We start from the raw sequence: 21,135 nt of genomic DNA on the forward strand, positions 1-21,135 counted from the left end.
GATGAGCATCCGCTTCGACCCCGTCACCGTCGCTACGACGGCAACGCCGTCCTCGAATCGCTCGACCTGACCGTCGAGCCCGGCGAGGTCATGGCGCTGCTCGGGCCGTCCGGCTCCGGCAAGACCACCGCGCTGCGGGCGGTCGCCGGGTTCGTACGGCCCGTGTCCGGGCGGGTGCTCCTCGGCGGCCGGGATGTGACGGACCTGCCGCCGTACCGCCGGGGCATCGGGATGGTCGTCCAGGGCTACGCCCTCTTCCCGCACATGCGGGTCGACGAGAACGTCGCCTTCGGGCTCAGGGCGCGCAGGACGGCCAGGAGCGAGATGCGGCAGCGGGTCGCCGAGGCGCTGGAGATGACCGGCATGGCCGCCTACGCCCGCCGGTACCCGCGTGAGCTGTCCGGCGGGCAGCAGCAGCGGGTCGCCATCGCCCGCGCGCTGGCCGTCCGGCCGGACGTGCTGCTCCTGGACGAGCCGCTGTCCGCGCTGGACGCCCGGCCACGGTCGGGGATGCTGGCGGAACTCGCGCGGCTGCACCGGGAGTTGCCGGACGTGACGATGCTGTACGTCACCCACGACCAGGTCGAGGCGCTGACCCTGGCCGACCGGACCGCGGTCATGGACAAGGCGCGACTGCGGGCCTGTGGGACGCCGAGGGAGCTGTACCGGGCGCCCGCCGACGCGTTCACGGCGTCCTTCCCCTGGTGGGGCTGGGGACCGGTCCCAACCGGCTCGACGGTGTCGTACGGGAGATCCAGTGGCGAGGAGCCACACACCGGCTGGACATCGACAAGAACCTCACGTCGTACGTCGAGGACCGGAAGTCGGCCACCGGCAGCTGATCGCGCCCACGCGGCGGAGTACCGGCAGGTGTCCCCGCAGAAGGGCGCGCGTCCGCTTCCGCTACACCGGAGGCAACAACTGGTACTGGGTGATCGACGGGGTCCGGATCACACAGGTCTGACTAGGCTGGGGGCGTCGGTACGCCGTGGTTCCGGCGCCCCCCGTTTTCTTGACCGTACGTACGCCAGGAGACGCACAACATGGCAGACCGCAAGCCGATCGAGTCGTGGCTGACCGACATGGACGGTGTCCTGATCCACGAGGGCGTCCCGATTCCCGGAGCCGACGCCTTCCTGAAGAAGTTGCGCGAGTCCGGCCGGCCCTTCCTGGTGCTGACCAACAACTCGATCTACACCGCCCGTGACCTGCACGCCCGGCTGCGCCGGATGGGCCTGGACGTGCCGGTGGACAACATCTGGACCTCCGCCCTGGCCACCGCCCAGTTCCTGGACGACCAGCGCCCCGGCGGCAGCGCCTACGTCATCGGCGAGGCGGGCCTGACCACCGCGCTGCACGACATCGGATACATCCTCACCGACCACGAACCCGACTTCGTGATCCTCGGCGAGACCCGCACCTACTCCTTCGAGGCCCTCACCAAGGCCGTCCGGCTGATCAACGACGGCGCCCGGTTCATCGCCACCAACCCCGACAACGTCGGCCCGTCCACCGAGGGCGACCTGCCCGCCACCGGCTCGGTCGCCGCCCTGATCACCGCCGCGACCGGCAAGAAGCCGTACTTCGTGGGCAAGCCGAACCCGCTGATGATGCGGGCCGGGCTCAACGCCATCGGCGCGCACTCCGAGGCCTCCGCGATGATCGGCGACCGCATGGACACCGACGTCCTCGCGGGCCTGGAGGCCGGTATGCGCACCTTCCTGGTGCTCAGCGGCGTCACCCAGCCCGACGACGTCGACCGCTACCCCTTCCGGCCCTCGCGGGTCGTCGACTCCATCGCGGACCTGGTCGACCTGGTCTGACCGGTCCCAACCGGGTTTGACCTGGGGTTTTCACCCCCCGATCCACCCATTCGGAGCAAGGGGGCGCCCCCCTGGGATGCGGGGGCGCTCCGGCCGGGGGAGCCTCCTGATATCTGGAGGTTCACGATGGGCTCACTACGCCTCACGTTGTGTACAGGAATCCTGGCCGTCGCCGCGTTCGCCCCGGCCGCCCACGCGGCCGACGGAGCCTCGGTCTCCGTGACCCCCGCCTTCCCCGGCCCCGGCTCCGACGTGTCCCTGCGGGTGCGCGGCTGCTCCGGGCAGCAGGGCACCGCCACCTCGGCCGCGTTCGTCTCCGACGCGCGGCTGACCGGCAGCCAGGGCGCCCTGTCCGGCGAGACCCGCGTCCGTTCCTCCCTGCGGCCGGGTGTCTACGACGTCAGGATCACCTGCGCCGACTCGGTGATCACCGGCAAGGTCACGGTGGGCGGCGCGGGAGCCGGGCAGTCCGCCGAGCCCGGCCGGCAGCCCACCGCGGACACCACGCCCGTCGCCCCCGTCAACGCGGGCGGCGGCGGCACCGCGCACTTCGCCACGGTGGCCACCAGTGGGTCCGGACCCGACACCGTCCAGTCGGTGACCGGACTCGCCCTCGCCGGGATCGCGGCCGTCGCCGTCGGGCTCGGCGCCCGCCGCAGTCGCCGTACGCGCTGAAGCGGCCCATGTCCGACGACCGCGGGCGAGCCCCCGGCACCGGGCGGCTCCTCACCGGCCTCACCTGGACCCTGCTGCTGCTCGGGCTGTGGCTGTGGGGGCGCGGGCTGACCGGCGTACCGCAGGGCACGGCCGGCCCCGCCACGGGTGACCTGTTCGCCGTCGGACCCGCCGACCCCGCCCGGCTGCCCCGCCCGGCCACACCGCTCGGGGACGCCGTACCCCAGCGGGTGGACATCCCGCAGCTGCGGGTGCGGGCACCGGTGGTGAGCCGCGGCCTGGACGCCCAGGGCGCCGTCGACCCGCCACCCCTCGACCAGCCGGGTGTGGTCGGCTGGTACGGCGCGGGCACCGCCCCCGGTGCCCGGGGTGCGGCGCTCCTGGTCGGGCACGTCGACACCGCGACCCGGCCCGCGGTCTTCTACCGGCTCAGCACGCTCACGCCCGGCGAGACGGTCCGGGTGGTCCGCTCGGACGGCACGGTCGCCGAGTTCACCATCGACGACGTCCGTGTCCTGCCCCGCGCCGGCTTCGACGCCGATCAGGCCTACGGCCCCCACCGGCCCGGCCGCGCCGAGCTGCGCCTGATCACCTGCGGCGGCTCCTTCGACCGCACCGGCCACCGCTACACGGCCAACGTGGTGGTCTCCGCGTACCTCACCGGAACCACCCGCTGACCCCCGTACGCCCCGCCACGCGACCTCGTGACGCACCGGCCGGATATGCCACGATTGGCACCCTGACCAGATCGCCCAGGGGGCCAGGGGGAATCGTATGTACGACAGCAGGGGGGCCCGTTCTTCCGCGCGCGCGTCGGCGGCGATGGTGCTGGGAGCGGCACTGCTGCTCGCCGGATGCTCCTCCGGAGGCGGGGACGAGAAGGGGGATCCGGCGTCCCGCATCACCCAACAGCCCAAGGCCGCCGACCCGTTCTGGGTCAACCCGGACGGCACCGCGGCCCGCCAGCTCGCCGCCTACGCCACATCCGGCAGGAAGTCCGAGGCCGAGCAGGTCAGAAAGATCGCCGAGCAGCCGGTGGGGGAGTGGATCGGCCCCGAGAACCCGGAGAAGGAGGCCCGGGGCTTCACCGAGGCCGCCGAGAGGTCCGACCGCACGGCCCTGCTCGTCCTGTACAACATCCCGCACCGCGACTGCGGCCAGTACTCCCAGGGCGGCGCCGCCGACGGCAACGCCTACCGCGCCTGGATCGACGGCGTGGCCCGGGGCATCGGCGACCGCTCCGCGATGGTCGTCCTGGAACCCGACGCCGTCCTGCACCTCGTGGACGGCTGCACCCCGGCCCAGTTCCGCGAGGAGCGCTTCGACCTCCTCAAGGGCGCGATCAACAAGCTCAAGTCCCTGAAGAACACCAAGGTCTACCTGGACGCGGGCAACGCGGGCTGGGGCCACCCCGACCAGATCTACCAGCCCCTCCGGCAGGCGGGTGTCGACCGGGCCGACGGCTTCTCCGTCAACGTCTCCAACTTCTACTCCACCCAGGACTCCGTCGCCTACGGCAAGCAGCTCTCGGCCAAGGTGGGCGGCGCCCACTTCGTCATCGACACCAGCCGCAACGGCAAGGGCCCCTACACTGGCGGCGACCCCGCCCAGCGCTGGTGCAACCCACCGGGCCGGGCCCTGGGCGAGACCCCGACGACGAAGACGGCCGACCCCCTGGTGGACGCCTACCTGTGGGTCAAGCGCCCGGGGGAGTCCGACGGCACGTGCAAGGGCGGACCGAAGGCGGGGAACTGGTGGGCGGCCTACGCTCTTGAACTGGCGAGGAACAGCCGGCCCTAGGGCGCGGGGAACCGCGCGGCACGCCACGACGAGCCCGCGGCCGTCGAACCGGCGCGGTTCCCCACCCCTTCGGCTACGGCACCTTCACCCACTGCGCCTTCGACGGCGTCCCCTGGTCGTCGTCCACGAACAGCATGTACCACCCGGACTGCACCAGATTCCGGTTCCTGGGGACGGTCACCGTGATCTTGTTCCCGGCGGTCCTGAAGTCCAGCGCGATCGACCGCTGATCCACATCGGTCACGTGGGTCGAGGCGCTGGGCCGGATCAGCCGTACTTTCCTGATGCCGGCCGTGTGATCCGACGTGAACGTCCCCGAGGCGCCGCGGGCGATCGTCTGCGGGCCTCCGCTGAGCGTCGGCCGGGAATCCCGGTACAGATAGGGCGGCGTGTAGATCTCGATCCGCTGCTCGAACTTCCCCGGCTTGGTGTTCGCCTTGTCCCCGTACAGCGAGTCGGACCCGAAGAACATCACCCGCCCGTCCGGCAGCAGGATCGACCCGGAGTGGTAGTTGCGCCCCACCAGCGGATCGGCGACCTGCGTGAAGCTGTTGCTGTCGGGGTGGTACAGCCGGGCCTGGAGGATGTCGGAGTCGCTGCGCCCCCGGTAGTCCTCCGAGCCGCCGGACACCAGCACGGTGTCGTCGGGCAGGACCGAGGACTGCGGATACCGGGTCCCCTTCTGCAGCTCGGGCCCGTCCACGAACTTCGGGTTCCGGGCCTTCAGGTCGATCAGCCGCGTCTTGTTGCTCGACAGCTTCGACTCGCCGACACCGCCGCCCCCGATCACCATGAACCTCTCGTTCTGCGCCGGAGGCAGCAGCACGGTCCCGGAGGTCTCCATCCTGTCCGGATCGCTGAGGCCGGGCAGCTTCGTGAACCTGTTCGTGTCCACGTCCCAGATCCCGGGGTCACGGCCCACGTCGTCCGGCCCGTACCCCGCGTTCGACCCCGAGTAGAAGATCTTCCCGTTCTGCATCAGGAACAGCGCCGGATACGTCGGGAACTGCCGGATCGTCTTCGTGTACGTCCACTTCCTGGTCTTGGGGTCGAAGATCTCGTTCTTGCCCGGCACCAGCTGGCCGATGTCGTCCAGGCCGGACACACTGAGGATCCTGCCGTCCGACAGGGTCGTGAGCGTCGGGTACCAGCGGGCCTCGTTCATCGGGTCGACCTTGATGTACCGCTCGGCGACCGGGTCGAACTCGTAGGCGTCGCGGATGCCCTGGAAGTCCTTCTTGTCGAGGGCGAGTTTCTGCGCGATGCCGTACGTGTTGCGCGCGTCGACGCCGGTCAGACCCTGGATCCGGTAGTTGTCCTGGGTACCGGTCTCGTACTGGGTGCCGCTCTTCTGGGCCTCGACGTAGATCCGCCCCAGGCCGGGATCGTTGCGCAGGAACGCGCCGGTCTTCGGGTCGAACACCTTCTTCGCCCGCGGGACGAGCACCGGGTCCTTGGACACGAACGCCTTGCCGTTGGTCCTGCCGGTGAACTTCGTGCCGGCGGGCAGCGTGATCGGCTTGTCCGGGTTCTCGTTGTGGACGATCATCAGGCCGCCGGCCTTGGTGACGTCGCCCTTGAGCTTCTCGTACCGCTTGGTGCCGCCCGCGATCAGCAGGTTGCCGTTGGCCAGCTGGGTGTGGCCGGTGCAGAACAGGTCGTTGGGCGTGGGGACCTTCTTGATCGTGCCCTTGACCGGGTCCCAGATCCGGGTGTCGAACTTCTTCTTGTCGAAGTTGTCCTGGTTGTTGCCCGACCCGGCGACCAGCAGCACCTTGCCGGTGTGCAGGAGCGCCGCGTGGATGGTGTCCTGACGGTACTCCGGCGGGAACTCGATGATGTCCCAGTGGCCGTTCTCGGCCTTGTACTCGGGTCTGTTGATCTTGTACTGGTGGTACTGCGCGGTGCCGAAGCGGTACACCCACGGCCCGTTCATCCCGGCCAGCGCGAGTACCACCGCCGTACCGATCGCGAGTCGACGGGCGCGACGGCGGCCTGCCTGGTCCTTCATTCCTTACGTCCCCCAAGTCCGCCAAGGGCGATCTGCATGGTCTGTTCGTTCTCCCCGGTCCGGTTCCGGTCGCCGTGCCCGGCGGTCGCCCAGCTGGGCCGCTGCTGTGGCACGTGCGGCGCGTGGGCCGCGTGCGGCGCCGGTACCGCGTCCTGCGGTTCGGCGACCGGTCCGGCCGCCGCCGGCTTCGGCTGCCGCTTCTCCCGCCGCAGCGTGTACTGCCAGGCGAAGACCGGCGAGGCGGTGATCAGCAGGGCGAAGCACGCCCAGGTGATCATCGCGGGGTGGGAGTGCCCGAACGCGAAGCCGGCCGCGAGGGAGCCGGCGAAGACCAGGATGAAGAACCAGTGGATCCGGAAGGTCCCGAACAGCGTGTCGGGGCTCGCCGATTCGCCCTTGGGCGTCACCACGAACTTGCTCTTGCGGCGCAGTACGGCGTCCATGAGGGAGCGCGCGTAGATCGGGGCGGACAGGGCGGACATCACCATGCCCGCGACACCGCCGGAGCCCTCCGGCTCGTGCGGGGAGACGTTGTGCCGCCGGTTCCAGACGTACAGGCCGATCTGCAGCGCGGAGGCGTTGCCGTACAGCATCAGCCACACGGTCGGGTCGATGTTCACACCCGAGGCGCCCAGGCCCAGGAACAGCGCGCAGCTCAAGGCGGCGAGGATCCAGTTGAGGGCGGACATCGGGTAGAAGATGATCATCATGGTGTAGTTGAAGAGCTTGCCCGGCCCCAGCGTGAACAGGCCCTTCCAGTACTGCTTGAGGATCGTCTCGTACGTGCCCCGGGACCAGCGCAGCTGCTGGGTGAAGAAGTCGGTCCAGGCGTTCGGGCCCTCACCGACGGCGAGCACGTCCGGGGTGTAGACGGACCTCCACTTCCGCCCGGTCGCCGGGTTCTTGGCACGGTGCATCTCGAAGCCCGTCGCCATGTCCTCGGTGATGGAGTCGTACAGGCCGCCGATCTGCTTGAGCGCCTTGATGCGTACGGCGTTGGAGGTGCCGACGAACATGGGGGCGCCGTAGCGGTTGCCGGCGCGCTGGATCAGGGCGTGGAAGAGGAACTGCTGGGACTCGGCGGCCTTGGTGACGAACGTGTCGTAGTTGCCGTAGACCTGCGGGCCGATGACGAAGCCGACGTCCGGGTCGCGGAAGTAACCGAGCATCCGCTCCAGGTAGTTGGGCAGCGGCACGTGGTCGGTGTCGACGGAGGCGAAGAAGTCGTAGTCGTCGCCGTGCGCCTCCAGCCAGGCGTTGTAGTTGCCGTGCTTGGTCTTCGCCCGGTGCGGGCCCTTGGGCTGGTTCCACTGCGCGACACCCTTGCGGGAGAAGTGGTGCACACCGAGCCGGGCGCAGACCTCCTTGACCGCCGGGTCGTCGCCCTCGTCCAGCAACCACACGTGCAGCAGGCCCCGGTGACGCAGTTTCACCGCTGCCTCCAGGGTCTTCGTCACCATCTCCAGCGGCTCCTTGCCGGGCACGAAGGAGGTGAGGAAGGCGACGCGGGTGCCGGTCTCGGGGACGACCGGGACCGGGTCGCGGGCGACGAGCGTGGCGTGCGCGTTGGACAGTACGTTCATGCAGCGGAAGAACTCGATCAGGCCGATCGAGACGAGCATGACGGTGTCGAGGGCCGGCAGGAAGTCGTGGGCGGGGTAGTCGCGTTCGGTCCAGTGCTCGGGCTGGAGCAGCCAGAACAGCAGCACCAGGGAGAGCACGGGGGCCGCGCCCAGCATGAGCGCGGCACGGATGCGGTGCGGCTCCTGCGAGAGCAGCGACCGGTACTGCACCCTGTACGGCTGGGTCGGGTCGGGCTGGGTCAGGGGGCCCGCGAGCCGGCTGTAGTGCTCGTAGTCGTATCTCGGCAGGCTCTTCCTCATCCGGCGGAACTGGCCGGTCCGGTGTGCAACCGCCCGAAGCTGTGTGGTCTGTGACGGGTCGTTGTGAGTGTGGCTCGGTCCGGCGCCCGGCGGCGTCGACGTCATGAGTCATTCCCCCCACACGCAGGTCACCGCGTGTTTCGTCGGTCCTTTCCGCCCGGCCGGCTCCCCTTAAGCCCGCGCGCGGATCAGTGGTGGCTCGCAGTCCCCACGTCTTCATCACCTTATAGACATGGGACGGCGAGCTTCCGGTTGCATGATGCCCCCCTCGGCATCGATTCATGAGCGGGGCCCCCTCCCCGCCGTTCGGCAACCGCTTGATTCCCCCCAACTGGCGCCAAACGGCGGCAGCTTGGACATCCAGAGTTCTACGGTGCTCCGCATGATCGCAAGACGCGAAACGCGGTGTTTACCGGTCAAACCCGTTCATTGTGGCGCGCGTGGGGGTCGGGAGGCGGGGGTGCGCCGGTGGTCTTCGGTGGCCGGGGCGCGCCGGTGGTGGAGAGGCGGACACGGATGTTGCCGAAGTGGTCCCGTATGGCCTCCTCCGCCCGCAGTGAGTCGCCGGACCGGACCGCGTCCAGGATCTCCCGGTGCTGGCGGCAGGTGACCCTGGGGTCCTGCGGCACGTCCACCAGATCCCGCTGCACCCGGTGGAAGGCGTCCCAGAACGCCTCCAGCACCTCGCTCAGCAGCACGTTGTCCAGCCCCCGGTAGAGGGTGGCGTGAAAGGCGCGGTCGGTCTCGGCGAGGCCCGCCCCCTCGGCGGCCTCCTGTTCCATACGGTCCACGAGGGCGTCCAGTTCAACGAGGTCCGCCTCGGGCAGCCGTCCGGCCAGCCGTGAGACCAGCCCGGTCTCCACGGCCTCGCGCAGCTCCAGCAGCTGCAGCAGGGAGTCCTCGCCCCGGTAGTGCCCGGCGACGGTGCGGAAGGCGAGCCCCTCGATCATGGGCGCGAACGACATCGAGCCGACGTACGTCCCGAAGCCGTGCCGGATCTCCACGATCCCCATCGCCTGCAGCGCCTTCAGGGCCTCACGCACCGAGTTCCGGCTCGCGCCGAGGTACTCCATCAGCTCCGGCTCGGTCGGCAGCGGGGCTCCCGAGGGCAGCCGCCCGTCGACGATCAGCTTCTTGATCCGCTCCTGAAGGTCCCGGGCTGCCATGGCGAGAGGGTATCCGGCCAATCGGGGCATGCGAAAAGCCCCCCGCTTGCGCGAGGGGCCTTCCGGTCGGTGCGCCGCCAGGGACTCGAACCCCGGACCCGCTGATTAAGAGTCAGCTGCTCTAACCAACTGAGCTAGCGGCGCCTGCTGACGGAGATAACTCTACCCGACCTTTCGGGGTGCCTCCGACCACCTGCCGGGGCCGGACGATCACCTCGGGGGCCGCGTACATCGTTCGGACCGTCAAAGTGGCGGTCGGATGGACAGTTGAGAAACTGATCATCGTGCACAAGCGTGGACAAAACACCCATGAATGTGAGGTAGATCGCATGACCACTCCGGTGTTCGAGGAAGTCGAGCCCGCGAGGGACTGCGACTGCCCCGGTTGTGTCGAAGGGCGACGGACGAGCCCCCGTCCGTCGTCCGGGCGACCCGGCGGCCGCCCGGCGGCCTGCGGAATCGTTGTCGTGGCCGCCGCGTCGGCCGTCCTCGGCGCGGTCACCCCGGCCGCCGCCCTCACCCCCGGCCGGCCCGCCGGTCAGCGCCCCCACGTCCCCGCCGACGGCGAGACCGAGACCCCCCAGGGCGGCAGGGCCCCGCTGCACGGCGCGGCGGGCAAGCCGGCCGAGCTCACCGCTGTCCCCATCCCCGCGACCACCCGGGCCGACATCATCAAGCGCGCCAAGGTCTGGGTGGCCGCCCAGGTGCCGTACAGCATGTCGGACTACTGGTCCGACGGCTATCGCCAGGACTGCTCCGGCTATGTCTCCATGGCCTGGAACCTGGGGAGCAACGAGTGGACGGGCAGCCTCGACCAGTTCGGCGTGAAGATCACCAAGGACGAGCTGCAGCCCGGGGACATCCTGCTCTACCACAACCCCGACAACCCCGAGAAAGGCTCCCACGTGGTGATCTTCGGTGGCTGGACGGACTCCGCGCACACCTCTTACACGGTCTACGAGCAGACGCCCCCGCACACCCGCAGCCAGCCCACCCCCTACCCCTACTGGAGCAACGCCGACAAGTACGTCCCCTACCGCTACAAGGGCGTGACCGCGGAGGCGGCGGGCGCGCAGCGGACCGACGGCAAGGCCGGTGGTCCGGGCCGGCCCGCCTCGCACGGGGTCCCCGGCTATCCCGGCCGGAACCTCTTCCGTCCGGGTGCGGAGAACACGTACGTCACACAGCTGGGCCGCCGGCTGGTGGAGAAGGGGTTCGGCAGGTTCTACGCCACCGGTCCCGGTCCGCGCTGGGGCGAAGCGGACCGGCGTGCCGTGGAGGCCTTCCAGCGTGCCCAGGGCTGGCGCGGCGGCGCGGCGGACGGCTACCCGGGGCCGGAGACCTGGCGACGGCTCTTCGCGGACGCGGCCACCGGCCACGAGAGCGGCCGGTGACCGCCTGACCCTTCCATCCCCCCTGTTCATGACGTATCTGGCGCGGAGGCTGGAGCAACGCATGAGTACGACCACGTCACACACGCCGCCCGAGTCCGAGGGGCAGCCGGAGGGCGCACCGGTGCCGGGCGGGCGTCCGGCCCGGCTGATCCAGAACGAGGTGACCACCGAGATCCCCGTCCATCTGCTCTTCCGTGACGACCCCGACCCGGTGAACCCGGTGAAGGTGCCGCTCAAGCCCGCCGTGGTGGGCCGCCGGCAGGGCACCGGCGAGCAGCCGCGCCTGGGACGCCCGGCGCCGGTGCGCCGCCGGCCGCTGCCGGAGGTCGACCCGGAGCTGGTGGAGCGTCCGGCGCGGGTCCTGCCGGGGGTGGCCGGGGTGCTCGCCGGGGCCTGCGGTTTCATCGGGTGTCTGGCGACCTCCTGGTGGGCGGGGCTGCTCCCGCCGGCCGTGGCGGAGGCGCTGCGGCTGCCCGCGTGCGCGGGCGCGGGACTCGGCCCGGCGCAGTGGGCGGCGTACGCCGGGGCCGGGGCGCTCGGGACGCTCGGCCTGGCCGGGCTGGCCCGGGGGCGGTCCGGGCGGGCCTGGGTGCTCGGGATGTTCGGCGGTTACCGGGGGACGGTCCGGCGCACCGGGCTGCTCTGGGTGAACCCGCTGCTGCCGCGCCGCCGGGTCGATGTGCGGCTGCGGCACTGGCGCAGTGAGGCGATGCCGGCGGCGGATCCCGACGGGATGGCGCTCAGGGTGTCGGTGCTGGTGGTGTGGCGGGTGCGGGACACCGCGCGGGCCGCGCTCGGCGTCGAGGACCACGAGAAGTATCTGCGCGAGTGCGTGGAGGCGGCGCTCGCCCGGGTGCCGGTGGAGCCGGCGGGCGGGCCGCGGGGCGGGGTGACGGCGGCCGGGGACGCGCTGACCCGGCTGGTGGCGGAGGAGGCCGCGCCGGTCGGTGTGCAGGTGTTCTCGGTGCAGCCGGTCCGGGTGGAGTACGCCCCGGAGGTCGCCGCCGTGATGCACCGGCGCAGGATCGCCGCGCTGGACGCCCGGCAGCGGGCCAGCATGCTCAGCTCGGTGGTGGACTCGGTGGAGGACACGGTGACCCGGCTGACCGTGCGCGGCCTGGTGGAACTGGACGACTACGAACGGAAGGTGCTGGTGCGGGACCTGACGGTCGCCTTCTGCTCGGGGCGCGGGGAGCCCTTGTAGCGGCGGCGCGGTTGGTGCCCGTCTTTTGTATGGACACAGTCAACCAACGGCAATAACCTGACACTTGGTCTAGACCTACCTGCACGGCTCACCGAACTCCCCACGTTCTCCAGGAGCGGCAGTATGCACACCAGGACCAAGGTGTCCGCGGTCGTGCTGGGCGTGGTGACCGCCGGAGCGTTCGCGCTCTCCACCGGCGGCGCCAGCGGGCACGGCTACACCGACCTCCCCATCAGCAGGCAGAAACTCTGCGCCAACGGCACCGTGACGGGCTGCGGCGAGATCCAGTACGAGCCGCAGAGCGTCGAGGGCCCCAAGGGCTTCCCGGCCGCGGGGCCCGCCGACGGCCAGCTCTGCAACGGCGGCCTGAGCCGGTTCGCCCAGCTCAGCTCGCCGACCACCCCGTCCGGCGGAGCCTGGCCCACGACCAGGGTGACGGGCGGCCAGTCGTACACCTTCCGCTGGCAGTTCACCGCCATGCACGCCACGACGGACTTCAGGTACTACGTCACCCGGCAGGGCTGGAACCAGAACCACGCCCTGTCCCGCTCGGACCTCGACCCCACCCCGTTCCTGACGGTCCCGTACCACGGTCAGCGCCCGCCGCAGACCCTCAGCCACAGCGGCACCTTGCCGACCGGGCTGAGCGGGCACCACGTCATCCTCGCGGTGTGGACGATCGCCGACACGGGCAACGCGTTCTACGCCTGCTCGGACGTCACCTTCTGAGGACCGTTTCGCCACAGCACGGAAACTGAGGTTCTCCTGAGGCCGGTCGCCCCTACCGGCGGGTACGTTCCTCGCACGCCGACCGAGCGGGGACGGCGTACCGGACCTCGGGGGAACCTCATGTTCGAGCTGCTCTTCTACGCCGTACCGACCCTCATGATCGCCGTGGCGGTCTTCGCCCTGGTCGGGCTCCTTCGCCGGTCGCGGGAGGTGCGCAGGGTCTGGGCCGGCGGGCTGACGGCCGAGGCGCGCTGTTTGCGGACGTACACCACGACCAGCGGTGGCGGCGGTGACACCTCCGTGAGGACGACGCTCCACCACGTGTACGAGTTCACCACCCGCGAGGGCCGTACCGTGCGCTTCGAGGAGGCCAACGGGCCGGGGACGACGATCGCGGGCGACATCGTCACCGTGCACTACGCGGCCGAGCGCCCCGAGCGGGCGACGGCCCACGCCCCGGCGCGCGGGAGGCTCGCCGCCGAATCCGGCTGCCTGGTGGCGTTCTTGGGCGTGTTCATCGCAGGCTGCGTCCTCTTCATGGCCACCGCCCACTCGGTGTTCTCGACGGCGGACGACTTCATGCCCTAGCCTCCCCATCTGACGTCAAGTCAGCTACCGTGCGCTCCCATGGAGTCCGAGGCGCGCACGGTCGCCGAGCTGGTCGCGGCGCGGTGGGGCGACCACCGGCCGGGGCTCAGCTGCGAGGGCCGGTCGCTGACGCAGCACGAGATGGCCGCCGGTGCCGCCGCACGGGCCGCGCTGCTGACCGACCTGCTGCCACCCGGTGCCCCACCGCATGTCGGCGTGCTCCTCGACAACACCGAGGAGTTCCCGCTGTGGCTCGGCGCCGCCGCCCTCGCCGGAGCGGCCGTCGCCGGGATCAACCCCACCCGCAGGGGTGGTGAGCTGGCCCGCGACATCCTGCACACCGAGTGCCCGCTGCTGGTCACCGAGCGGGCCCACCTCCCCCTGCTGGCGGGCCTGGAACTGCCGGGGGTGCGGATCCTCGTGACGGACGGGGACGAGCACGGCGAGGAGTACGGGGCCCTCCTCGCCCCGTACGCCGGCGCCGTACCCGACCCGTCCCGCGCCGCCCCCGCCGACCGGCTGCTGCTGTACTTCACCTCCGGGTCGACCGGCGCGCCCAAGGCCGCGCTCTGCTCCCAGGGCCGGCTGGCGGCGGCCGGGCAGTCACTGGTCCGGCAGTTCGGGGTGCGCCCGGACGACGTGCACTACATCTGCATGCCGATGTTCCACGGCAACGCGGTGATCGCCGACTGGGCGCCCGCGCTGGCCGCCGGTGCGGGGGTCGCGCTGCGGCGGCGGTTCTCGGCGTCCGCGTTCCTCGCCGACGTACGCCGCTACCGGGCGACCTACTTCACCTATGTCGGCCGGGCCGTCCAGTACGTCCTCGCCACCGAGGAGCGCGCGGACGACCGTGACAACCCGCTGCGGACGGGCTTCGGCACCGAGGCCGGTGCGGTGGACGCCGCTGCCTTCGAGCGGCGCTTCGGGGTGCGGCTGGTCGAGGGCTACGGCTCCTCCGAGGGCGGCGCGGCGATCCGGTGGACCCCGGGCACGCCGAAGGGGGCGGTGGGACCGGCCGGGCCGGGGCTGGCGGTCCTCGCCCCGGGCACCAACCGCGAGTGCCCGCCCGCCGTGTTCGACTCCGCCGGGCGCCTGCTCAACGGGGACGAGGCGATAGGGGAGCTGGTGAACCGGGGACCCAACCCCTTCGAGGGGTACTGGCGCAACCCGGCCGCGGAAGCCGAACGGCGCCGGGGAGGGGCGTACTGGACGGGCGACCTCTTCTACCGGGATTCGGCGGGATACCTGTACTTCGCCGGGCGCACCGACGACCGCATCCGCGTCGACGGGGAGAACCTGGCCGCCGCGATGATCGAGAACATCGTCGCCCGGTACGAGGGTGCGGCGGCCGTCGCCGTGTACGGGGTGCCGGACCCGGTGACCGGGGACCAGGTGATGGCGACCGTCGCCGGGACCTTCGACCCGGAGGGCTTCGCACGGTTCCTGGCGGCCCAGCCCGACCTGGGGACGAAGATGGCACCCCGGTTCGTGCGGGTGGTGGAGCGGATGCCGGTGACGGCGACGAACAAGATCCACCGGGCGCAGCTCAGGCGCGAGGGGTACGGGTGCTCCGACCCGGTGTGGTGGCGGCCCCCGGGGGAGACCTCGTATCGACGCCTCACCACGGAGAACGCCGAAGGGCCCCTCGCTTTCGCGAAGGACCCCTCGTCCATGTGCGCCGCCAGGGACTCGAACCCCGGACCCGCTGATTAAGAGTCAGCTGCTCTAACCAACTGAGCTAGCGGCGCATGACTCTCGCCTGCTGCGGTTTTCTGCCTTCCGCGGCTGGCGACGAAGAAAATACTACCTGGTCCTGGGGGGTGCTCGTGACCACCCCCGCGTGCGCCCTAGATCGTCAGCGAGAGCAGCACCGGGGTCGCGCTCCGGTTGAGCGTGTCCGCCGCCTGCTTCAGCCGGTGCGCGTGTTCCACGGGAAGCGACAGCGCCAGGCAGCCCACCGAGGAACCCGCCGTGATCGGGACCGCCGCGCAGACCGTGCCGACCGCGTACTCCTGGAGGTCCAGGACCGGCACCGTGGGCGGCTGGGACTCCAGGCGGGACAGCAGCAGCTTGTCGCTGGTGATGGTGCGCGAGGTGAGACGCGCCATCTTGTACCGGGAGAGGTGGTCGCGGCGGGCGTTGTGGTCCAGCTGGGTCAGCAGGCTCTTGCCGACCGCCGTGGCGTGGGCGGAGCAGCGGAAGTCGACCCACTCGTTGACCGCCGGGGTGGTGGGCCCGGCGGCGTACTGGGTGACCTTGACCTCGCCGTCGACGTACCGGCTCATGTAGACCGCCGCGCCGACCGAGTCGCGCAGCCGGTCCAGGGTGTGCTGGAGCTTGTCGCGCAGGGCCCGCTCGCGGTCGTGCGAGGAAGTGAGGCGGCGCAGGGTGTCACCGGTGACGTACGCCCCGCCGGTGATCTGCTCGACGTAGCCCTCGCGGCGCAGCATCCGCAGCAGGGCGGTGAGCCGCTCGGAGCCGAGGCGGGTGCGGCGGGCCAGCTCGGTGTCGGTGACACCGGCGGAGTGGCGTGCGACGGTCTCCAGCACGCGCAGCGCGTCCTGGGCGGAGTGGTACGGGGCGGTAGGCTCGTGCATCAGCGCCACGGTGGTCCCCCTGCGCTCGCCTGTCGGTGGCCGCGAGATCCGGTTCGCGGATCGCTTCCACGATAACGGGCAAACCCCCTGGCGGGAGAGGGGGTTGGCGAGATTCTCCGGCCCGCCCGCCCCTCCCGACCGCGGGGTGGATCCGCTGACATATGCCGACGGCACGCCCCAGCGGCCGGACCTCGGCATCTTCCGGATCCACACGCCGCGGTCACAGCACCGCGCTGAGGAATTCCCGGGTCCGGTCCTGCTCCGGCTCGGTGAAGATCTTCTCCGGCGGGCCCGCCTCGATGACCCGGCCCCCGTCGAACATCAGCACCTGGTCGGAGATGTCGCGGGCGAAACCCATCTCGTGGGTCACACAGAGCATCGTGATGTCCGTGCTGCGGGCGATGTCCCTGAGCAGATCGAGCACGCCCGCGACCAGCTCCGGGTCGAGCGCGGAGGTCACCTCGTCCAGGAGCAGCACCCGTGGCCGCATCGCCAGCGCCCGGGCGATCGCCACCCGCTGCTGCTGCCCGCCGGACAGCCGGGTCGGCCTGGCGTCGCACTTGTCGGCCAGCCCCACCAGGTCCAGCAGCTCCCGGGCCCGCTCCTCGGCCTCGTCCCTGGGCATCCCGAGGACCTGCACCGGGGCCTCGGTGATGTTGCGCAGCACGCTCATGTTCGGGAACAGGTTGAACTGCTGGAACACCATCCCGATCTTCTTGCGGACCTCCCGGACCTGTTTCTCCGGCGCCGGGAACAGCTGCTCCCCGTCGACGGTGATCGTGCCCTCGTCCGGCTTGGTCAGGGTCATCAGGAGTCTGAGGATCGTGGTCTTGCCGGACCCGGAGGGGCCGATCAGGGTCACGTGCCTGCCCGGGTCGACGGTGAAGCTCAGGTCGTCGAGCACGGTGTTCGCGCCGAACCGCTTGGTGATGTTCGCGAGGCGGATCAGCTCGCCCGGCTGGGCGTCGCTCGGGGACGGATGGGGGCGGGTCTCAACGGACAAGGCGTCGCTCCAGGGCTCGCAGGAGAAGGGAGGCCAGGTAGGAGATGAGGATGAAGGCGGCACCGATCACGGTGATCGGCTCGGTGAACTGGAAGTGCTCCTGGGAGAAGAGCCGGGCCTGCTGGAGCATCTCGGGCACGGTGATCACCATCAGCACGGGTGTGTCCTTGAGCATGGCGATCACGTAGTTGCCGAGCGCGGGAACCACCCGGCGGATCGCCTGCGGCAGGATCACCGCGGTCCAGGTCCGGTGCCGGGGCAGGTTCAGCGCGGTCGCCGCCTCCCACTGGCCGGCCGGGACCGCCTCGATACCGGCCCGGTAGACCTGCATGGTGTACGTCGAGTAGTGCAGGCCGATCGCGACGACCCCGGTGGTCAGCGCCGAGAAGGTCAGGCCCCACTCGGGCAGCACGTAGAACAGGAAGAACAGCTGCACCAGCAGCGGGGTGTTGCGCACGAACTCCGTGACCACCCCGACCGGCCAGCGCACCCACCGGGCCGGTGTCCGCATCAGCAGCGCCCACACCAGTCCGAGGGTGAAGGACGCCAGCGAACCGAGGGCGAGGGCCTGCAGGGTGACCAGCAGGCCGTGCCAGAAGGCCGGCATGAAGTCGCCGACGGCGTTCCAGTCCCACTTCATGCGGCACCCCCGCCCACACCCACGCCGCCCGCGGCGCCCACTCCGGTCGTCTGGGCCCGCTTGAGCTCACGTGCCGCCGTCTCGGTCCCGGGATCCTTGCCGACCCCGGCCTTCAGCCGCTTCTCCACCGAGCGCATCAGCCGCGTCAGCACGAAGGCGATCGCGAAGTAGATCAGCAGGATGTACGTGTAGATCTCCGCGCTCTGCTGCAACGCCAGCCGCACCAGGTTCGCGCTGAACGTCAGATCGCCCATGCCCATGACCGACACCAGCGCGGTGCCCTTGAGCAGCTCGACCAGCAGATTGCAGAAGGTCGGGATCATCTCCGGCACCGCCTGCGGCAGCACGATCAGCCTGAGCCGCTGCCAGGGCGTGAAGCTGAGCGCGATCCCGCCCTCCTTCTGCGCCGGGTCCACCGCGTTCAGCGCGCCGCGCACGATCTCCGAGCCGTACGCGCCGTACGTCAGGCCGAGCGCCAGCGTGCCCGCCCACATCGGCACCAGCTGCCAGCCGAAGGCGAGCGGCAGCACGAAGTACGTCCAGAAGATCATCACCAGCGCCGAGGTGCCGCGGAACACCTCGGTGTAGAAGCCGGCGACGAACCGCACGATCCACAGCCGGTGGGTGCGCGCGACGCCGACGACGAAGGACACCGCCACGGTCAGCAGTGCGCTGAACACCAGCAGCTGGATCGTGGTCCAGACGCCCTTGAGTACGAGTTCCCACAGTCCCGGGGTCATCCGCCGCACAGCTCCTTCGCGGTGAGGTCGGTCATCTCGGCCCCGGTGAACCCGAAGGGCCGAAGGATCCGGAACAGCTCCCCGCTCTTCTTCAGCTTGTGCAGCTCGACGTTGAAGGCGTCCCGCAGCGTCGTCTCCGCCGGCCGGAACGCGAACGCGCCGCCGTCGACGTGCGGTTTGCCCTTGACCAGCGGCGCGAACGGCGCGGTGGCCTCCGCCTTGCCCGACTTCTTCACCACTTCCCGCGTGGTGATCGCCGTACCGGCGAAGACGTCGGCCCGGCCCGTCTCGACGGCGTTCAGCCCGGCGACCTGGTCCGGGACGATGAGGATGTCGCCCCGCTCGTACCCGGCCTCGACCGCGTACTGGATGTCGGCGTATCCGGTGCCGGTGGCGAACTTGGCCTTCTTCGCGACGACGTCCTTGTAGGAGTGCAGGCCCAGCGGGTTGCCCTTGCGCACGATGAACGAGTCCAGCATCTGGTAGTCCGGATCGGCGAAGATGACCTGCCGGCAGCGCTCCGGATTGACGTACATCCCGGCCGCCACGACGTCGAACTGCTGCGAGTTGAGCCCCGGGATCAGCGAACCGAACTCGGTCGGCACCGGCTGGATCCGGTCCACCCCGAGCCGCTTGAAGATCACCTTCGCCAACTCCGGCGCCTCACCGGTGAGACGGCCGTCCTTGTCGATGTACCCGAACGGGACCTCGCCGGCGATCCCGAGCCGTACGACGCCCTGCGCGCGCAGCCGTTCCAGCAGGTCGCCGCCCGGCTTGCCGGAGGCCTCGGCCACCCGGGTGCAGCCCGTCGCGCCCAGCACACCGAGGGCGGCGAGCCCGCCGAGCACGGACCGCCGGGTGTGTCTGTGTTCCGACCGAATGGTGTGTACGTCGTTCCCAAGTGGTGGAGCCATGGCGGCGCGGCTACCCAAGCGCTCTGCGGCTATGCACCCTGGGTTTCATGGCCGATCGATTCGTCACCGTCTCGCTCGACAAGCGGGACGTGCGCTGCACGGCACGACTGCTGACCGACCGCGCGCCCCTGACCTGCGCCGCGGTATGGGAAGCCCTGCCTGTCTCGGGCGACGTCTACCACGCCAAATACGCCCGCAACGAGATCTACGCCCTCTTCCCGCCGTTCGCCTCCACGGAACCCCCACTGGAGAACCCGACGGTCACCCCGATTCCCGGCGACCTCTGTTACTTCTCCTTCGCGGGCGCCGAACTCGGCACCAGGGCCTACGGCTACGACCGCGAGGTCCGCCCCGGCACCACGGTGGTCGACCTGGCCCTGTTCTACGAGCGCAACAACCTGCTGCTCAACGGCGACGTGGGCTGGGTGCCCGGGATCGTGTGGGGCCAGGTGGTGGAAGGGCTGGAGGCGATGGCCGAGGCCTGCAACGACCTGTGGCGCACGGGGGCGGCGGGGGAGACGCTCGGTTTCCGGCGGGCGTGAGCGCGCCACCCCGGCGGTAGTCTTCTTGTCAAGATCACGCCATCGGGGGAGGCGGTTCGGGTCGTGGGCTGTCCTCCGCGCAACGGAAGGGGCAGTGCATGAGATCGGTACTCGCCAAGGCGTCCGTCGCCGTCGTCGCCATCGGGTCGCTCGCGGCCTGCGGCGGCGGATCGGGCACGGCGAAGACCGCCGGCGGTGACAAGAAGCCGTCCGCGCACGCCTCGGCACCGGCGCCCCTGCGCAAGCTCGCCGTCCCGGCCGGGTACGACACCTCACGGGGCTGGCAGCTTTCGCAGAAGCAGCTCGGTTCGTACGTCATGCTGCCGAAGTCCGGCGCGGTGGCCACGACGACCACCGAGGGGTCCGGCGACGGATCCGCCTACCGGGTGACCGTGCGGGACGCGGTGACGGGCCGGGTCCGCTGGACGGGCAAGCCGTTCAAGAACATGTTCGAGGGCGAGGCGCCCCGTGTGTTCGTCGCCACGGCCGGCGGCAGGGAATACCTGGTGGCCTGGTCCCGGGGGAAGCAGGGCGAGGACGCCCTGTCCAAGGCGAAGAACGTGTACGCCGTGGACATCTACGCCGCCGACGGCTCGGGCGACGCGGTCGCGCCCGCGCACCACGTCGAGCTTCCGGCGACCGAGTTCGACGAGGACGACGTCACCGACGGCGGGGAACGCCTGCTGGTGCCCGTGGCGGACAAGCGCAGGATCGCCGTGGACGTGGCCACGGGCCGCACCACCACGTACGACACGGGTTCCCTCACGCCGCCCGCCTGCCCGGCGTGTTCCGGGGACATCGGCAACGACATCGCCGCCCTGACGGAACGGGACCCGGTGGTGGCCAACGAGGGCGCCGGCGCGTTCGGCATACCCGGTTCCTGGAACGACGACCGCATCGCCCCCGCCGAGGCCGATCACGCGACCGGTGAGGTGTGGCCGGGCACCGGCGGGTACCTCGTCGCCCGCTGGGAGCAGAAGAACTTCGGCAACCACAACGTGTGGGCCGTGCTCGACGGCAGGACCGGCCGGGTCCAGGCGTCGGTGCTGTGCGCCAAGCCGCCCACCCCCACACCGGACGCCCCCCACCCCGTGCTCTCCCCGAACGGCCGGTACCTCGTCTCGGAGCACCTCGCCTTCGACCTCAAGGCGAAGAAGGGCTACTGCTTCGAGGAGACCGACGACAGCAAGCCCCTCAGCTTCGTCTCCGTCACCGACGACGGCACCGCCTACGGCACCTCGCTCACCAAGGACAGCCTGACGGGGACCACGGCCCCCGTCCAGCTCCCCCTGGCCACGGGTACCCCGAAGGCGCTGCCCGGTGGCTCCGAAGTACCGATCGCCGACTTCGACGGAGTCGGTGTCTTCGCCCACAACGAGGGCAACGTGCCGTATCTGGTCGTCTACCGGCACAAGGGCTAGGGAGG

Annotated in this window: 18 protein-coding genes, 2 tRNA genes and 2 pseudogenes; 12 read left to right on the forward strand and 10 right to left on the reverse strand. The window is 70.7% G+C overall.

The window, feature by feature from the left end; all coding sequences use genetic code 11:
* Position 1: 1 nt before the first annotated feature.
* From ACWC94_RS03250 to ACWC94_RS03270, 5 genes and pseudogenes are all read left to right on the forward strand, one after another.
* A pseudogene (locus tag ACWC94_RS03250) lies at positions 2-791 on the forward strand (ABC transporter ATP-binding protein); the annotation flags it as partial.
* Between the two features lie 252 nt (positions 792-1,043).
* Positions 1,044-1,823, forward strand: a complete 780-nt coding sequence (locus tag ACWC94_RS03255; protein WP_450794657.1) for an HAD-IIA family hydrolase — start codon at positions 1,044-1,046, stop codon at positions 1,821-1,823.
* Positions 1,824-1,949: 126 nt separating this feature from the next.
* A complete protein-coding gene (locus ACWC94_RS03260) occupies positions 1,950-2,498 on the forward strand; it encodes a hypothetical protein (RefSeq protein WP_450794658.1) in 549 nt (182 codons plus the stop codon).
* An 8-nt stretch (positions 2,499-2,506) separates the two neighbouring features.
* The gene (locus ACWC94_RS03265; RefSeq protein ID WP_450794659.1) at positions 2,507-3,175 is read left to right on the forward strand and encodes a class F sortase; all 669 of its coding nucleotides are present in this window, start codon (positions 2,507-2,509) and stop codon (positions 3,173-3,175) included.
* 97 nt (positions 3,176-3,272) lie between these two features.
* A complete protein-coding gene (locus ACWC94_RS03270) occupies positions 3,273-4,298 on the forward strand; it encodes a glycoside hydrolase family 6 protein (protein ID WP_450794660.1) in 1,026 nt (341 codons plus the stop codon).
* Positions 4,299-4,371: 73 nt separating this feature from the next.
* Here the strand turns inward: ACWC94_RS03270 and ACWC94_RS03275 are convergent, their stop codons facing one another.
* The 4 genes from ACWC94_RS03275 to ACWC94_RS03290 all read right to left on the reverse strand — a co-directional run bounded on the left by ACWC94_RS03275 (position 4,372) and on the right by ACWC94_RS03290 (position 9,502).
* A complete protein-coding gene (locus ACWC94_RS03275; protein WP_450794661.1) occupies positions 4,372-6,309 on the reverse strand; it encodes a galactose oxidase-like domain-containing protein in 1,938 nt (645 codons plus the stop codon).
* Positions 6,306-8,297 carry a glycosyltransferase family 2 protein gene (locus ACWC94_RS03280; protein WP_450794662.1) on the reverse strand — a complete coding sequence of 664 codons (1,992 nt, stop codon included), beginning with the start codon at positions 8,295-8,297 and terminating at the stop codon, positions 6,306-6,308. The genes ACWC94_RS03275 and ACWC94_RS03280 overlap by 4 nt, the downstream gene beginning before the upstream one ends.
* A 311-nt stretch (positions 8,298-8,608) precedes the next feature.
* Positions 8,609-9,358, reverse strand: a complete 750-nt coding sequence (locus ACWC94_RS03285; protein ID WP_450794663.1) for a FadR/GntR family transcriptional regulator — start codon at positions 9,356-9,358, stop codon at positions 8,609-8,611.
* 70 nt (positions 9,359-9,428) lie between these two features.
* Positions 9,429-9,502 (reverse strand) — tRNA-Lys (locus tag ACWC94_RS03290).
* 323 nt (positions 9,503-9,825) lie between these two features.
* On the opposite strand from ACWC94_RS03290, the gene ACWC94_RS03295 reads away from it, so the two are divergent.
* The 5 genes and pseudogenes from ACWC94_RS03295 to ACWC94_RS03315 all read left to right on the forward strand — a co-directional run bounded on the left by ACWC94_RS03295 (position 9,826) and on the right by ACWC94_RS03315 (position 14,982).
* The gene (locus ACWC94_RS03295) at positions 9,826-10,752 is read left to right on the forward strand and encodes a peptidoglycan-binding protein (protein ID WP_450794664.1); all 927 of its coding nucleotides are present in this window, start codon (positions 9,826-9,828) and stop codon (positions 10,750-10,752) included.
* Positions 10,753-10,813: 61 nt separating this feature from the next.
* Positions 10,814-11,956, forward strand: a complete 1,143-nt coding sequence (locus tag ACWC94_RS03300) for an SPFH domain-containing protein (protein ID WP_450794665.1) — start codon at positions 10,814-10,816, stop codon at positions 11,954-11,956.
* Between the two features lie 123 nt (positions 11,957-12,079).
* Complete coding sequence (locus ACWC94_RS03305) at positions 12,080-12,685, forward strand: lytic polysaccharide monooxygenase auxiliary activity family 9 protein (protein ID WP_450794666.1); 606 nt, start codon at positions 12,080-12,082, stop codon at positions 12,683-12,685.
* A gap of 120 nt (positions 12,686-12,805) precedes the next feature.
* Positions 12,806-13,273 (forward strand): hypothetical protein, encoded by a 468-nt coding sequence (locus tag ACWC94_RS03310; protein ID WP_450794667.1) that lies wholly within the window; start codon positions 12,806-12,808, stop codon positions 13,271-13,273.
* Between the two features lie 39 nt (positions 13,274-13,312).
* Positions 13,313-14,982: pseudogene (locus ACWC94_RS03315) on the forward strand (AMP-binding protein).
* Here the strand turns inward: ACWC94_RS03315 and ACWC94_RS03320 are convergent.
* The 6 genes from ACWC94_RS03320 to ehuB form a co-directional block, all read right to left on the reverse strand.
* A tRNA-Lys gene (locus ACWC94_RS03320) sits at positions 14,948-15,021 on the reverse strand. The pseudogene ACWC94_RS03315 and the gene ACWC94_RS03320 overlap by 35 nt on opposite strands.
* Positions 15,022-15,120: 99 nt before the next feature.
* Positions 15,121-15,879, reverse strand: a complete 759-nt coding sequence (locus tag ACWC94_RS03325) for an IclR family transcriptional regulator (protein ID WP_450794668.1) — start codon at positions 15,877-15,879, stop codon at positions 15,121-15,123.
* Between the two features lie 211 nt (positions 15,880-16,090).
* Entirely contained in the window at positions 16,091-16,873 is a 783-nt protein-coding gene (gene ehuA / locus ACWC94_RS03330) for an ectoine/hydroxyectoine ABC transporter ATP-binding protein EhuA (protein WP_450794669.1), read from the reverse strand.
* Positions 16,863-17,513, reverse strand: coding sequence for an ectoine/hydroxyectoine ABC transporter permease subunit EhuD (gene ehuD, locus ACWC94_RS03335; protein WP_450794670.1), 651 nt, complete (start codon positions 17,511-17,513; stop codon positions 16,863-16,865). Before ehuD ends, ehuA begins: the two co-directional genes overlap by 11 nt.
* Positions 17,510-18,253, reverse strand: a complete 744-nt coding sequence (gene ehuC / locus ACWC94_RS03340) for an ectoine/hydroxyectoine ABC transporter permease subunit EhuC (RefSeq protein ID WP_450794671.1) — start codon at positions 18,251-18,253, stop codon at positions 17,510-17,512. The genes ehuD and ehuC overlap by 4 nt, the downstream gene beginning before the upstream one ends.
* A complete protein-coding gene (ehuB, locus tag ACWC94_RS03345; RefSeq protein ID WP_450794672.1) occupies positions 18,250-19,167 on the reverse strand; it encodes an ectoine/hydroxyectoine ABC transporter substrate-binding protein EhuB in 918 nt (305 codons plus the stop codon). Before ehuB ends, ehuC begins: the two co-directional genes overlap by 4 nt.
* 47 nt (positions 19,168-19,214) lie before the next feature.
* Between ehuB and ACWC94_RS03350 the strand changes: the two genes are divergently transcribed.
* Together ACWC94_RS03350 and ACWC94_RS03355 are read left to right on the forward strand one after the other, a co-directional pair.
* The gene (locus ACWC94_RS03350) at positions 19,215-19,709 is read left to right on the forward strand and encodes a DUF3830 family protein (RefSeq protein ID WP_450794673.1); all 495 of its coding nucleotides are present in this window, start codon (positions 19,215-19,217) and stop codon (positions 19,707-19,709) included.
* Between the two features lie 98 nt (positions 19,710-19,807).
* Positions 19,808-21,130, forward strand: a complete 1,323-nt coding sequence (locus ACWC94_RS03355; RefSeq protein WP_450794674.1) for a hypothetical protein — start codon at positions 19,808-19,810, stop codon at positions 21,128-21,130.
* Positions 21,131-21,135 lie beyond the last annotated feature (5 nt).

Source organism: Streptomyces sp. NPDC001135, from assembly GCF_053598395.1.